The 14,453-nt window shown below is 66.1% G+C and carries 10 protein-coding genes; 6 read left to right on the top strand and 4 right to left on the bottom strand.

Annotated elements, in window-relative coordinates; translation table 11 throughout:
• The first annotated feature begins 70 nt into the window (after positions 1-70).
• Positions 71-1,084, top strand: coding sequence for an adenosine deaminase (locus MRBLMU1_RS11355; RefSeq protein ID WP_363501131.1), 1,014 nt, complete (start codon positions 71-73; stop codon positions 1,082-1,084).
• A gap of 27 nt (positions 1,085-1,111) precedes the next feature.
• Entirely contained in the window at positions 1,112-3,649 is a 2,538-nt protein-coding gene (locus tag MRBLMU1_RS11350) for an ABC transporter permease (RefSeq protein WP_363501128.1), read from the top strand.
• 152 nt (positions 3,650-3,801) lie between these two features.
• Here the strand turns inward: MRBLMU1_RS11350 and MRBLMU1_RS11345 are convergent, their stop codons facing one another.
• Both MRBLMU1_RS11345 and MRBLMU1_RS11340 read right to left on the bottom strand, forming a co-directional pair.
• Positions 3,802-4,812: a hypothetical protein gene (locus MRBLMU1_RS11345; protein ID WP_363501125.1), complete on the bottom strand. Its 1,011-nt coding sequence runs from the start codon at positions 4,810-4,812 to the stop codon at positions 3,802-3,804.
• Positions 4,813-4,817: 5 nt separating this feature from the next.
• A complete protein-coding gene (locus tag MRBLMU1_RS11340) occupies positions 4,818-6,098 on the bottom strand; it encodes a sensor histidine kinase (protein ID WP_363501122.1) in 1,281 nt (426 codons plus the stop codon).
• A gap of 166 nt (positions 6,099-6,264) precedes the next feature.
• On the opposite strand from MRBLMU1_RS11340, the gene cqsA reads away from it, so the two are divergent.
• The 4 genes from cqsA (at position 6,265) to MRBLMU1_RS11320 (ending at position 11,331) form a co-directional block, all read left to right on the top strand.
• Complete coding sequence (gene cqsA / locus MRBLMU1_RS11335; protein ID WP_363501119.1) at positions 6,265-7,542, top strand: alpha-hydroxyketone-type quorum-sensing autoinducer synthase; 1,278 nt, start codon at positions 6,265-6,267, stop codon at positions 7,540-7,542.
• Positions 7,543-7,607: 65 nt separating this feature from the next.
• Positions 7,608-8,006 carry a group II truncated hemoglobin gene (locus MRBLMU1_RS11330; protein ID WP_363501116.1) on the top strand — a complete coding sequence of 133 codons (399 nt, stop codon included), beginning with the start codon at positions 7,608-7,610 and terminating at the stop codon, positions 8,004-8,006.
• A 4-nt stretch (positions 8,007-8,010) separates the two neighbouring features.
• A complete protein-coding gene (rmuC, locus tag MRBLMU1_RS11325) occupies positions 8,011-9,327 on the top strand; it encodes a DNA recombination protein RmuC (RefSeq protein ID WP_363501113.1) in 1,317 nt (438 codons plus the stop codon).
• Between the two features lie 15 nt (positions 9,328-9,342).
• On the top strand, positions 9,343-11,331 hold the full coding sequence (locus MRBLMU1_RS11320; protein WP_363501110.1) for an acyl CoA:acetate/3-ketoacid CoA transferase: 1,989 nt from the start codon (positions 9,343-9,345) through the stop codon (positions 11,329-11,331).
• A gap of 22 nt (positions 11,332-11,353) precedes the next feature.
• On the opposite strand, the gene glp is transcribed toward MRBLMU1_RS11320, so the two are convergent.
• Together glp and moaA are read right to left on the bottom strand one after the other, a co-directional pair.
• A complete protein-coding gene (gene glp, locus MRBLMU1_RS11315; RefSeq protein WP_363501107.1) occupies positions 11,354-13,282 on the bottom strand; it encodes a gephyrin-like molybdotransferase Glp in 1,929 nt (642 codons plus the stop codon).
• 5 nt (positions 13,283-13,287) lie between these two features.
• Entirely contained in the window at positions 13,288-14,397 is a 1,110-nt protein-coding gene (moaA, locus tag MRBLMU1_RS11310; RefSeq protein ID WP_363501104.1) for a GTP 3',8-cyclase MoaA, read from the bottom strand.
• Positions 14,398-14,453 lie beyond the last annotated feature (56 nt).

Below are 14,453 nucleotides of genomic sequence, written 5' to 3'. Positions count from 1 at the left end.
GCGCCCGCCGGGATAAGATAAGATGTCCGCATTACGCCCCCCCATCGTCACCCGTATCAGGAAAGAGAACATGTTGAACCCACAATTGCGCGCCATCCTCGAGGGGATGCCCAAAGCCGAGCTGCACATCCACATCGAAGGCTCGCTGGAGCCGGAACTGATCTTCGCGCTGGCCAAGCGCAACAACGTCAGCTTGCCATACGCGTCGGTCGAGGATTTGCGCGCCGCCTATGCCTTCACCGATTTGCAATCGTTCCTCGACATTTACTATGCCGGCGCCAGCGTGCTGTTGCAAGAGCAGGATTTCTACGACATGACGGCCGCCTACCTCCGGCGCGCCGAAGCCGACAATGTGCGCCACACCGAGATCTTCTTCGATCCGCAGACGCACACGGCGCGCGGCGTGCCGATCAAGACCGTCATCGACGGCATCCACCGCGCCTGCCAGGACAGCCCGGTCAGCGCCACCCTGATCCTGAGCTTCCTGCGCCACCTGTCGGAGGAGGACGCCTTCGCCACCTTGGAGGAGGCGTTGCCTTACCGCGATAAATATATCGGCATCGGCCTCGATTCATCCGAGCTCGGCAATCCGCCGGAGAAATTCGCCCGGGTGTTCGCGCGCTGCAAGGAGCTCGGCTTCCACCTGGTCGCCCATGCCGGCGAGGAGGGGCCGCCGGCGTATATCGAAACGGCGCTCGACGTGCTCAAGGTCGAGCGCATCGACCATGGCGTGCGCTGCCTCGACGACGCCGCCCTGACGCAGCGCCTGGCGCGCGAGCGGATCGCCCTGACGGTGTGTCCGTTGTCGAACATCAAGCTGTGCGTGTTCCAGCACATGGGCCAGCACAACCTGCTCGAACTGCTCGACGCCGGCATCGTCGCGACCGTCAATTCCGACGATCCGGCCTATTTCGGCGGCTACATGAACGACAACTTCATCGCCACCTTCGAAGCCCTGCCGCTGGGCCTGTCGCACGCGCACCGGTTGGCGCGCAACGGCTTCGCCGCCGCCTTCCTGCCGCCGGATCAAAAGCAGAAGTTCCTCGACGAGGTCGACGCCTACTTCGCCACCGCCGCTGTATAAGATACGACGACACCAAGGGTCACACCAATGTTCAAGCTTGCCCTGAAAATGACGGCGCGCGACTGGCGCGCCGGCCAGTTGCGCTTCCTGCTGATCGCGCTGACGGTGGCGGTGGCCGCGCTGTCGGCCACCGGTTTCTTTGTCGACCGCCTGCGTAGCGGCCTCGACCGGGATGCGCACCAATTGCTCGGCGCCGACGTCGTCGTCAGCGCCGACAACCCGGTCGCCGCGGAGTGGCGCGCCGAGGCGCTGCGGCGCGGCCTGGTGGTGACCGACACCGTGGTCTTTCCGAGCATGGCGCAGGCGGGCGAGGGCGAGCAATCGACCTCGATGCTGGCCTCGCTCAAGGCGGTCGGCCCCGGCTACCCGCTGCGCGGCAAGCTCAAGCTGACCACCGATCCGGCCCAGGCCGAGCAGAGCTACGGCGCCCCGGCCGCCGGTATTCCCGCGCCCGGCACCGTGTGGATCGACGCCGGCTTGCTGGGCAGCCTGAACACCAAGGTTGGCGACGAGCTCAAACTTGGCGACAAGACCTTCAAGATCGCCCAGCTGATCGCCTCCGAGCCGGACCGCGGCGCCAACTTCCTGGCCTTCGCGCCGCGCGTGATGCTGGCGCTGCAGGATCTGCAGGCGACCGACCTGATACAGCCCGGTTCGCGCGTCACCTACCGCCTGTTGCTGGCGGCGCCACCGGCGCTGAACAACGGACCCGCCGTCGCCGCTTCCTTCCAGAAATGGCTCGATGACAAGATCAAGGCGGGGAACATCAAGGGCGTGCGCGTCGAGTCGCTCGAAAACGGCCGTCCGGAGATGCGCAACACGCTGGACCGCGCCGACCGCTTCCTGTCGCTGGTGGGCCTGCTGTCGGCGATGCTGGCCGCCGTGGCGGTGGCGATGGCCGCGCGCCGCTTCATGCAGCGCCATCTGGACGCCTGCGCCATGCTGCGCTGCCTGGGCCTGACGCAGAACCAGGTGACGGCGATGTACCTGTATGAATTCCTGATGGTCGGCCTGGTCGGCAGCGCGATCGGCGTGGTGGTCGGCTTCGGCGCGCACTATGTGCTGCTCGAAGTGCTGGGCAAGCTGGTGTCGGCCGATCTGCCGGGGCCGACGATCTATCCGGCGCTGCAGGGCCTGGCCATCGGCATGATATTGCTGGCCGCGTTCGCGCTGCCGCCCATCCTGCAATTGCGCAAGGTGCCGCACAACCGCGTGATCCGCCGCGAGCAGGACCCGCCGCAGGTGGCGGCGCTGGCCACCTACGGCCTGGGCATGGGCGGCTTCGGCCTGCTGCTGCTGTGGCAGGCGGGCGACGCCCAGCTGGCGGCGTACACGGCGGCCGGCTTCCTGGGCGCGTTCGTCGTGTTCGGCCTGGTGGCCTGGCTGTGGCTGAAGGCGCTCAAACCCTTGCGCGGCGCCATCGACCATCAAAGCTGGCGCTTCGCCATCACCTCGCTGCAACGGCGTCCGGGCGCGACCATCGTGCAGGTGGTGTCCTTGGCGCTGGGCATGATGGCGCTGCTGGTGCTGACCGTGGTGCGCGAGGACTTGATGTCGGCCTGGCGCAACGCCACGCCGCCGGACGCGCCGAACCGGTTCATCATCAATATCCAGCCGGAACAGCGCGAGCAGGTCGCCAAGCGGCTGGAGGCGGCCGGCGTGAGCTATGCGCCGCAGTATCCGATGATACGCGGCCGCCTGACGGCCGTGAACGGCCAGTCGATCACGGCCGAGACCTACACCGAGGACCGCGCGCGCGGCCTGGCCGACCGCGAGTTCAATCTGTCGACGATGGCGCAGATGCAGGCGGAGAACAAGATCAGCGCCGGCAAATGGTTCGCCGATACGCCGGGCTCGGCCGAGGCGTCGGTGGAGGAGGGCATCGCCAAGACCTTGCGCTGGAAGCTGGGCGACAAGTTGCGCTTCGACATAGCCGGCGCGCCGGTCGACGTGACCATCACCAGCCTGCGCAAGCTGGAGTGGGGATCGATGCGGGTCAATTTCTTTGTCATCATCAATCCGGCGGCGATGAAGGAAGTGTCGCAGAGCTGGATCACGGCCTTCCACCTGCCGCCGCAACAGGGCGGGGTGATGAACGCGCTGACGCGCGATTTCCCGAATTTGACCATTGTCGATGTCGGCGGCTTGTTGCGGCAGGTGCAGTCGGTGCTGGACCAGGTGGTGACGGCGATCGAGTTCCTGTTCATCTTCACCTTGGCGTCGGGGCTGCTGGTGCTGTACGCGGCGTTGATGGGATCGCAGGATGAGCGCACGCGGGAGTCCGGTTTGTTGCGCGCGCTGGGGGCGACGCGCAAGCAGCTGTCGCAGGCGCAGCTGATCGAGTTCTCGCTGGTCGGGGCGTTGTCGGGTGTGCTGGCGGCGACGGGCGCGGCGGCCATGGGTTGGGCGTTGGCGACCTACCAGTTCAAGTTCGCCTGGGCGTTCAGTCCTTCGGTGTGGCTGGTCGGACTGGTGGCCGGCGCGGTGTGCGCCATCGCCGGTGGCTGGCTGGGCTTGCGCAACGTGTTGCGTCAGCCGCCGTTACAGACCTTGCGCGAGGCGTAATGCGGATGGCTGGGGCGCGACGGACATTCCAGTGGATACATCACGGATTACACGATGGATCCACGTAGGGCGGATTAGCGCAGCGTAATCGGCCATGGTTGCGCCGTCGGCGGCGCATGCATGGCCGATTACGGCGTTCCGCCTAATCCGCCCTACGCGGCGACACGCTCCTGCGCCGCATGCTCCTTCAAAAACTGCGCATATGCATACGGCAGCTTGTCGAAATAATGCCCCGGCAAATCGAACAGCGCCCAATAATACGTCTCGCGCCCATGGCACAGCTGCGGCGCCGCGCAATAGCGGTGCCAGCTGTCGCCGACCTGGCGCGAATACATCCCATCCCCCTCGGCGTCCGAAAAGAACGGCAACACCCGCCGCGCCAACAATGCGTCGAGCAACGACGGCGGCGCGTCGCTGTCGCGGGCGATCTCGTACTGCGCGTACATGCCTTGCTCGGTCTCTATCATCATCAGCTGGGCCTTGCCATGCTTGTCGAGGAACAGGATGCCGGTCGGATTCGGAAAAATGTAGTGCTCGACAAATCCCATCGACGCCATCAAGTGCTGCACCAGGCCCGCGAGCACCGGGTCGCCGAGGAAATGGTAGTTATGCAGCAGCACCAGCTCGCGCAGCGTTTCCGACTTGTCGTCGAAATAGCTGCGCTGCAGCGCGGCGATCTCCACTTCCAGGATGTCGAGCGCGTGGTCGTCGCTCTTCTTGATGTAGCGGTCGATCAGGCCGCGGTTGAAGGCGCCGACGGCGATTTTTTCATCGGCCGTGCCGGTGAACAGGATCTTCTTGCACGGCAGGTGGCTGACCGCCTCGCAAAATTCCAGCCCGTTCATTTGCGGCATCGAATAATCGATCACCAGCACCGATGGCGTGGAGAAGCGCCGGCGTTGCTCGCCGATGCGGTAGATGCGTTCCAGGTCGAGCGCGATGTTGCACTGGTCGCCGGTCAGGTTTTGCATGTCGAAGTTCACCTGCAGCAGCACGCCGTCGTCGGCCTCGCTTTGGCGCAGCCATTGCAGCGCGGCCGAGGTGTCGTGGAAGGTTTTGCTCGCCAACATGGGATCGAGCTGGAACGACAGGCTTTTGAGGAAGGAATCGCTGTCGTCGACGAGCACGGTCAGCGTCGGGTGGGAGTAGACGGGCAGATGCATTGGATTCACCTTGAAGTGGAGAGCTGCTGGGGAAACTCCAGCACGAAGATGGCGTACGCGCTCTCGCGCGACACGCAGCGGATGGTGGCGTTCCACGCTTCCATGATTTCCTGGCACAGCGCGAGGCCTATCCCTGCGCCGTTGTGCGGCGGGTAGGAGTAGAAGCGACGAAAAATCAGCGACATCTGCGGCGCCGGGATGCCGCAGCCGGTGTCGATGAACAGCAGGCGCGGCGGCTCGTGGGCGCCGTCGACGACGATGCGCACGCGGCCCTTGCCGGCGCGCTGCACCGCCTTGAGCGCGTTGCGCAGCAGATTGAGCAGGATCACCACCGACAGCTCGGCCTGGCCGGCGAAGCGGAAGTTGTGGCGCACCTCCAATGTGACCACCTTTTGCTGGGCGGTGCTGGAGAACGGGTAGCGCTTGAGCACCGCCTCGACCACCGTTTCCATCGACACCGTCTCGACCGGCCGCAGGTTTTGCCGCACCGCCGTGGCGCTGAGCAGGAACAGGTCGATCATGTGGTTCATGTGCCGCACTTCGAACTGGATGCGGGCCAGCGCGTCGATCGTGCCGAGCCGGTCCTCCGCCACCCGGCCATTGATGTCCGAGAACAACCTGAGCAGGCCGCGCACGTTGGCGTCGACGCTGGTCAGCGGCGTGCGCAGCTCGTGGGCGACGGTGGCCAGGCCCGCGCCCAGCCCGGCCAGCTTTTCCTGCGCCAGCACATTGCGGCTGATCTTGGCCGCCGACAGCACCGCGATGGTGAACCAGTGCACCGGCAGTTGCTGCAGCACCGGCTTGCTGAGCAGGGTGGCGGTTTCACCGAGCGCGACGGCGGCGGCGCAGGCCAGCGCGGTACCGATCACATAGGCCCGCAGCGCCAGGCTGGTATCGAAGTGGAACAGCACAACCAGGCCGATCAGCAACGACTCCCCCCACACGCCCGAGGCGTGGTTCATCACGAACATGAAGGTGAAGAAGAACGGAAAGATGTAGCTCAGCGCGACCAACAGGTACAGGTCGAGCATGCGGCGGGTGAACTGGCGCGCGAACAGGCCCAGCGCGCACAGCAGGATGCCGACCATGCGCAGCGGCAGGCTTTCATATTCCTGTGGAAAAAAATGCTGCCAGATCACGTAGTACAGCGGCATGCCGACCGTGCCGATGCAGGCGAGCAGCAGCACGCGCACGGTCGCATGGTCCTCACGACCATGATAAAGCAGCAGCGACTGGACCAGTCCGTGTTGCCAACGTTTCCAGCGTGCTTGCAGGGGATGCTTCATGGCCGATGTGACGTGTATCAAGTTTGCATCATCGCCTGAAATTGAACCGTGCTTAGCCATATCAAATCACAAGTTGATCTGTATCAATCTCCGACTCTTTAATTGCTGCAAGGTGCGACATGAGATTCACAAATAGCAACCTTTCAACTTCTAAGGAGATAACAAGATGTCAACCGCTATTGCTGATAATTCCATCCGTGGTAATTCCGCCGTGCTCTCCCATGGCTCGGCCATGTCCGCCGAGCAGGCGATGCCGGACTATGTCAACGCCCGCATGGACGAGCATTACGTCACCCGCATCGCGCAGTTGCTGGGCGGCGAGCATCCGCATGCCTGGCAGCCGACGCCGCGCGGCGCCGTCTTTTTGGCCGGCAACGACTACCTGTGCCTGGGCGGCGAGCCGGCGCTGGTGCGCGCGCAGATCGCCGCGCTGCGCGACAGCCAGGGGGAAATGCTGATGTCGGCCGTGTATTTGCAGGAGGGCAGCGCCCAGCATCGGCTGGAGCGCAAGTTCGCCACGCTGATGGGGGCGCAGGACGGCATCCTGGCCCAATCGGGCTGGGCCGCCAATGTCGGCCTGGTGCAGACCCTGGCCGCGCCAGGCATTCCGGTGTACCTGGACATGCAGGCCCATGCGTCGCTGTGGGAGGGCGTGCAGTCGGCCGGGGCGACGCCGGTGTCCTTCCTGCACAATGACATGCAGCATCTGCGCAAGCAGCTCGCGCGCCATGGACGCGGGTTGATCGCCGTCGATGCGCTCTACAGCACCAACGGCAGCCTGGCGCCGCTGCGGGAGCTGGTGGAGATCGCGGAAGCGCACGGCTGCCTGCTGATCGTCGACGAATCGCATTCGCTGGGCACGCACGGTCCGCGCGGCGCCGGGCTGGTGGCGGCGCAGGGGCTGAGCGGACGCGTCCATTTCCGCACGGCGTCGCTGGCCAAGGCGTTCGCCGGGCGCGCCGGCTTCATCACCTGTTCGAGCAAGTTCAAAGGGTACTTCCTGTCCGAATCGCGACCGGCCATTTTCAGCTCCTGCCTGCTGGGCCACGAGCTGGCGTGGTTCGACGCCGCCATCGATTTTGTGGCGGCGGCCGACGACCGCCGCGCCGCGCTGCACGCGATCTCGCTGGAGTTGCGCGAGGATTTGGGCGCGCTCGGCTACAACGTCGGCGAGGGCAGCGAGCAGATCATCGCGCTGGAGCCGGGGCCCGAGCCGAAGACGCTGGCGCTGCGCAAGTTGCTGGAGACGCACGGCATCTACGGCGCCATGTTCTGCGCGCCTGCGACGGCCAAGAACCGCTCGCTGGTGCGGTTGACGCTCAATTCGGGTTTGGACGGTTCGCAGCTGGCGCGCATCGTCCAGGCGTGCGAGGATATCCGCTCGCAGGTCGATCTGGAGAGCTGGTCGTCGACGCGGCGCCTTAACCGGCTGGCGCTGGTGTAGGGCACGCCGGTCCGCGTCTCCGCACGGGCGGCGCGGTGCGGCAACGTACGCTATGGTGCGTTATCATGACGGCTATGACTGAACCACAAACCCTCTACGAAGTAATCGGCGGCGAATCGCGCGTGCGCGACATGGTCGACCGATTTTATGATCTGATGGAACTCGAGCCCGAGTTCGCGCTGCTGCGCGCGGCCCATCCGCCGACCCTGGACAACGCGCGCGAGCGCCTGTTCATGTTCCTCAGCGGCTGGATGGGCGGGCCGGACCTGTACATCGAAGCGCACGGCCATCCGCGCCTGCGGATGCGGCATATGCCGTTCGCCATCGGCACCCAGGAGCGCGACCAGTGGCTGCGCGCGATGGCGTGGGCGATGGAGGACGTCGGCATCGACGAGGCGCTGCGGGTGCGGCTGATGGAGTCGTTCTACCAGACCGCCGACTGGATGCGCAACAAGCCGGATTGACGCCATGACCCAGACCGAATTTTTTGTCCTGCTGGCGGCGCTGGCGATGGTGTTGGTGCTGCAGGTCGTGGCGCTGCTGCGCGGGCGCGCCGGCGGCGCCCAGGCCGACGCCGGCCTGGCCGAGCGTATCGAGCGGGTCGAGCGCGAGGTGCGGATGCAGTTGCAAACGACCGCCCAAACCACGCACGCGGCCACAGTGCAGCAGTTCGAGGACATGCGCCGCCAGCTGCAGGCGCAAGGCCTGGTCGGGCGCGAGGAGCAGAGCCGGGGCCTGAAGCAGTTCGCCGACAGCATGAACCAGGCGCTGGCCCGGCTGACCGAGTCGAACGCGGCGCGCATGCAGGAGGTGCGCGCGACCTTGGAGGCCAAGATCAAGGATCTGCAGGCCGACAACGGCGCCCGTCTCGAAGAAATGCGCAAGACCGTCGACGAGAAGCTGCACGCGACGCTGGAGACGCGCCTGACCGCCTCGTTCCAGCAGGTGTCGGAGCGGCTCGAACGGGTCCACCAGGGCTTGGGCGAGATGCAGCAGCTGGCGCTGGGCGTCGGCGATTTGAAGCGGGTGCTGACCAACGTCAAAACGCGCGGCACATGGGGCGAGGTGCAGCTGGAGATGCTGCTCGAGCAGGTGCTCACGCCGGAGCAGTACGCGAAGAACGTCGAGACCATCGCCGGCAGCGGCGCGCGCGTCGAATTCGCGCTCAAGCTGCCGGGCCAGGTGGAGGGCGGGGCGCCGGTGTGGATGCCGATCGACGCCAAGTTCCCCAAGGAGCAGTACGAACGCCTGCTGGACGCCGCCGACCGCGCGGACGCCGAGGGTGTGGCGCTGGCCGGGCGCGAGCTGGAGCGGGCGGTGCGCGGCGAGGCCAAGACGATCTCGGAAAAATACGTGTCGCCGCCGCACACCACCGACTTCGCCATCCTGTTCCTGCCGACCGAGGGGCTGTACGCGGAAGTGATGCGCCGTCCGGGGCTGGCCGATGAACTGCAGCGTATCCACCGCATCAGCATCGCCGGGCCGTCGACCTTGTCGGCGCTGCTCAACAGCCTGCAGATGGGCTTCCGCACGCTGGCGCTGGAGAAGCGCTCGTCGGAAGTGTGGCAGGTGCTGGGCGCGGTGAAGACGGAGTTCGCCAAGTTCGGCGATGTGCTGGCCGCGACCAAGTTGACCCTGGAGCGCGCCGCCAAGAACATCGAATCGGCCGAAACCCGTAGCCGCCAGATGGCGCGCAAGCTCAAGACGGTGGAGGCGCTGCCGAGCGAGGCGGCGCAGTTGCTGCTGGGCCCCGAATTAGATAAAACCGATCCTGAAACGGACTAAAAAACGGAGGCGATCATGCCAGGACGTAGCCTTGATTTTTCCACCGTCGGCATGCCGGCCGTCCAGCGCAACAAGATCGTCAGCGCGGCCGACGCGGTCGGCCTGATACGCGACGGCGACACCATCGCCACCGGCGGGTTTGTCGGCGTCGGCTTCGCCGAGAATATCGCGGTGGCGCTGGAGCGGCGCTTCCTGGCGCCGGCGTCCGATGGCGGCGGCCACCCGCGCGACCTGACCCTGGTCTACGCGGCCGGCCAGGGCGACGGCAAGGATCGCGGCCTCAATCACCTGGCGCACGAGGGCATGCTCAAACGGGTGGTCGGCGGCCACTGGAGCCTGGTGCCCAAGCTGCAGCAACTGGCCATCGGCGGCAAGATCGAAGCGTACAACCTGCCGCAAGGCGTCATCAGCCAGCTGTTTCGCGACACCGCCGCCGGCAAGCCGGGATTGCTGACGCACGTCGGCCTCGGCACGTTTGTCGATCCGCGCCACGGCGGCGGCAAGATCAACGACCGCACCACCGAGGAGCTGGTGGAGGTGGCGACCATGGGCGGCAATGAGTACCTGTTCTACAAGGCGCAGCCGTTGCACGTGGGGATCATCCGCGGCACGACGGCCGACGCCAACGGCAACGTCACCATGGAGCGCGAGGCGCTGACGCTGGAAGCGCTGGCGATCGCGATGGCGGCGCACAATTCCGGCGGCATCGTCATCGTGCAGGTCGAGCGGATCGCCGAGCGCGGCACGCTCAATCCGCGCCAGGTCAAGATACCGGGCATCCTGGTCGACTGCGTGGTGGTGGCGGAAAAGCCCGAGTATCACATGCAGACGTTCGCCGAGCCTTACAACCCGGCCTTCGCCGGCGAACTGCGCGTGGCCTTGTCGGCGATGGCGCCGATGCCGCTGTCGGAGCGAAAAATCATCGCGCGCCGCGCCCTGATGGAACTGCGGCCGAACAACGTCGTCAATCTCGGCATCGGCATGCCGGAGGGCGTGGCCAATGTCGCGGCGGAGGAGAAGCTGCTCGACCTGGTGACCTTGACGGCGGAACCGGGCGTCATCGGAGGCCTGCCCGCCGGCGGCTTGAATTTCGGCGCGGCCACCAACGCGGACGCCGTCATCGACCAGCCCTACCAGTTCGATTTCTACGACGGCGGCGGGCTCGATGTGGCTTTCCTCGGCTTGGCGCAGGCCGACCGTCACGGCAACCTGAACGTCAGCAAATTCGGCAGCAAGCTGGCCGGCGCCGGAGGTTTCATCAATATCAGCCAGAACGCGCGCAAGGTGGTGTTTGTCGGTACCTTCACCGCCGACAAGGGGCGCACGCGCAAATTCATCGACGAAGTGGAGCACCGCACCTACAGCGGCGAGTATGCCGCGCGGCGCGGCCAGGAAGCCTTGTTCGTCACCGAGCGTTGCGTGTTCAAGCTGGTGATGGAGGGCGGTATGTCGGGGCTGGAGCTGATCGAGATCGCGCCCGGCGTCGACCTGGAGCGCGATATCCTGGCGCAGATGGATTTCAAGCCTTCGATCAGCGCGGAGCTGAAGTTGATGGACGCGCGGATTTTCGGGCCGTTGCCGATGAACTGGCGGGTCGACTTCCTCGCGCAGCCGCTGGAGCGGCGGCTGGTGTACGACGCGCAGCAGGAGCTGTTCTTTGTGAACTTCGAAGGTTTCGAGGTGAGCGACGCGGCGACCATCGAGCGCATTTGCGGGATGGTGGCGGAGCGCCTGGCGCCGTTGGGACGCAAGGTGCCGGCGGTGATCAACTACGACAATTTCTCGATCGCGCCTGACTTGATGGACCAGTATGTGGAAGCGGTCAACCAGCTGGCGGAGCGCTATTACAGCAAGGTCACGCGCTACGCGCACAGCACCTTCATGCGCGCAAGCTTGGGACGGGCGTTCCGCCGCATCGAGAGGGACGCGGCGTTGTTCGCCAACTCGGCGGAGGCATTGTTGCGGTTGCGGCAGGACGACGATACAGGGGATGCCCACGCGTGATGGCCTGCTGGGGCTATCGGCGTTAAATCAAACCATCGAACAGAATGATGTCGACCGTGTCACCTACGGCGACGTTGGTCTGCTCATGCCCCAACACGACAATGCAATTCGCCTCCGTCATGGAACTAAGTATGCCCGAACCCTGCGCCCCGGTGAGCCGCACCCGGGCCTCGCCATCGGCGCCGGTCGTCACGATACCGCGCTGATATTCGGTGCGGCCGGGACGCTTGCGGATCGCCTCCGTGGTCCGCGCCCGCATCGTTTGCGGCGCCGCCTGCGTCTCGCCCACGCCCATCATGCGCAGCAGCGCGGGACGCGCGAACATATAAAACGACACCATCACCGCCACCGGATTGCCCGGCAATCCGAACAGCCACGCGGCGCCGTCGTCCGTCCGCACCTCGCCGAAGGCGAGCGGACGGCCCGGCCGCATCGCCAGCTTCCAGAAGGCGACGTCGCCGAGCAGCGCCATGATGTCGCGCGTGTAATCGGCCGCGCCCTCGGACACGCCACCGGAGGTGATGATGGCGTCCGCATCCCTGCACGCCGCGCGCAGCGCCGCTTGCAGCGCCGCCGGATCGTCGCGCACGATGCCCAAATCGACAACCTCGCAGCCCAGGCGCGTCAGCATCCCGAACAAGGTGTAGCGGTTGCTGTCGTAGACACAGCCGGTATCGAGCGGGTCGCCCAGTGAGCGAAGTTCGTCGCCGGTGGAGAAGAACGCCACGCGCAGGCGGCGCCGCACCGTCACCTCGGCGATGCCGAGCGAGGCCACCAGACCCAGGTCGGCGGGCCGCAGGATTTTACCCTGCGCCAGCGCGACGCCGCCGGCTTTCAAGTCCTCGCCCGCGAAGCGGCGATTGGCGCCGGGGCGGATCGTGCCGTGCGTGATGGTGATACTCGATTCGCCGATCGCGGCCGCCAGTTCCTGCGGCAGCACGCTGTCGCAACCGGGCGGCATGGCGGCGCCGGTCATGATGCGGACGCATTCGCCGGCGGCCGCCGTTTGCTCGAACGGGCGGCCGGCGTAGGCGGCGCCGATGACCCTCAGGGTGACCGGTCCCGAACCCGCGTCGAGCGGCAAGTCGGCGCCGCGCAGCGCGTAGCCGTCCATCGCCGAGTTGTCGTAGGCGGGGACGTTGATCGGCGAGATGATGTCTTCCGCTAGAACGCGGTCCAGCGCGGCGCATAAAGCGACTTTTTCGGCCGCCGCCACCGGGGTTATGCGCTGCGCGATCAGGCGCCGCGCCTCGTCGACGGGCAGGGCGTCCGGGTCGCCAGCCATGCCCGCATTGAAGGCGGCGGGGGCGGGCGTCGCGGCGGGCGTGGCTGGTTCGGGCTCGTGCCGCTTCAGCTCTTCCAGCGTATTGATATTGCGGAAAGCGGAGGCGTCGTCGAACATCACCTCGGCCACGCGCAGCGACTTGTGCCAGCCCTCCACGCGGCGCGCGCCGGTGGCGAGGTAGGCCTCCAATTGCGGCAGCAGGCTGGCCTTGAGCAGGCTGAATACGGGATGCGGCTGGCGATAGGGGGCGCCGCCTTCCTGCTCGTCCGTTTCCATGGTCACGGCGACGGCCAGGTCGGCGTCTTCGCTTTCCAGCGCGGCGTACAGGCGCGCGGCCAGGTCGGCCGGCAGGAAGGGCGAGTCGCAAGGCGTCGTCAGCAGCAGCTCGGTGGCGCAGTAATGCAAGCCCGCTTGCAGGCCGGCCAGCGGGCCTTCGAAGCCGCTCATCCGATCGGGCATGACGACGGTGTCTGCGCCGGCGGCGGCCTGGTACTGCGGCAAATTGCGGTTGGCGTTGATGGCGACGGTGTCGACCTGTGGCGCCAGGCGTTGCAGCACATGGGCGATCATGGTCGTGCCGCGGAACGGTTGCAAGCCCTTGTCGACGCGGCCCATGCGGGTGCCGCGCCCCCCCGCCAGTATCAGCCCGGTGATCTTGCTCTTCACAGACCCTATCCTCCGATGTAAGACATTTCGACCTTGTTGGCGCTGCGTGGCAGGCCGTCGGTATTGTTGGTGCGCAGTTCGGAATAGCGGTCGCCGCGCGCGCGCCACAGGTGCGCCAGCACGGTGCTGATTTCCTCGTCGCTGCGGCCCTCGCGCAGCAGCGCGCGCAGATCGTGGCCGCTGGTGGCGAACAGGCAGGTGTAGAGCTTGCCCTCGGTCGACAGGCGCGCGCGCGAGCAGTCCGCGCAGAATGCCTGCGTGACGCTGGAGATCAGGCCGATTTCGCCGCCGCCGTCGCTGTAGCGCCAGCGCGCGGCCGTTTCGCCGGCGTAGTTGGCGGCGACCGGCTCGAGCGCCATCTCGGCCTGGATGCGGCGCACCACCTCGGCCGACGGAATCACCTCGTCCATCTTCCAGCCGTTGGAGGCGCCGACATCCATGTATTCGATGAAGCGCAGGATGTAGGGCGTGTTCCGGAAGTGGCGCGCCATCGGCAGGATCTGGTCGTCGTTCATGCCGCCCTTGACCACCATGTTGATCTTGATCGGTCCCAGCCCCACCTGGTGCGCCATGTCTATGCCCTTGAGCACGTCGTCGACCGCGAAGTCGACATCGTTCATGCGCTGGAAGGTGGCGTTGTCGAGCGCGTCGAGCGAGACGGTCACGCGTTGCAGGCCGGCGTCCTTGAGCGACTGCGCCTTGCGCGCCAACAGCGAGGCGTTGGTGGTGAGCGTAAGGTCGAGCGGCTTGCCGTGGATGGTCTTGAGTTCGGCGAGCATGCCGATCAGGCGCTCGAGGTTTTTGCGCAGCAGCGGCTCGCCGCCGGTCAGGCGGATCTTCTCGACGCCGTGGGCGATGAACGTTTTGGCCAGCCGCGTGATCTCCTCGAACGACAGCAGGGAGGTGTGCGGCAGGTACTGGTAATCGTTGTCGAACACCGCCTTCGGCATGCAATAGACGCAGCGGAAGTTGCAACGGTCGGTCACGGAGATGCGCAGGTCGTGCAGCGGCCGGGCCAACTGATCGCTCAGCAGGCCGGTTGGCGCTTCCAGGATCGCGGGAATGGCGGGCGCGTCGCGGCGCTGCGCGGCCATCATGATGATTTTTTCTGCCATGACTCTACAATATTGCTGTTAAGGAAATTCGCTTACCACCGAAGGAGCTACGATAG

The sequence above is a fragment of the Burkholderia sp. LMU1-1-1.1 genome, from assembly GCF_040675865.1.
Classification (GTDB): domain Bacteria; phylum Pseudomonadota; class Gammaproteobacteria; order Burkholderiales; family Burkholderiaceae_D; genus Rugamonas.
The sequence above is the reverse complement of the archived record's forward strand: the minus strand, read 5'-3'. Positions and strand labels throughout refer to the sequence as shown.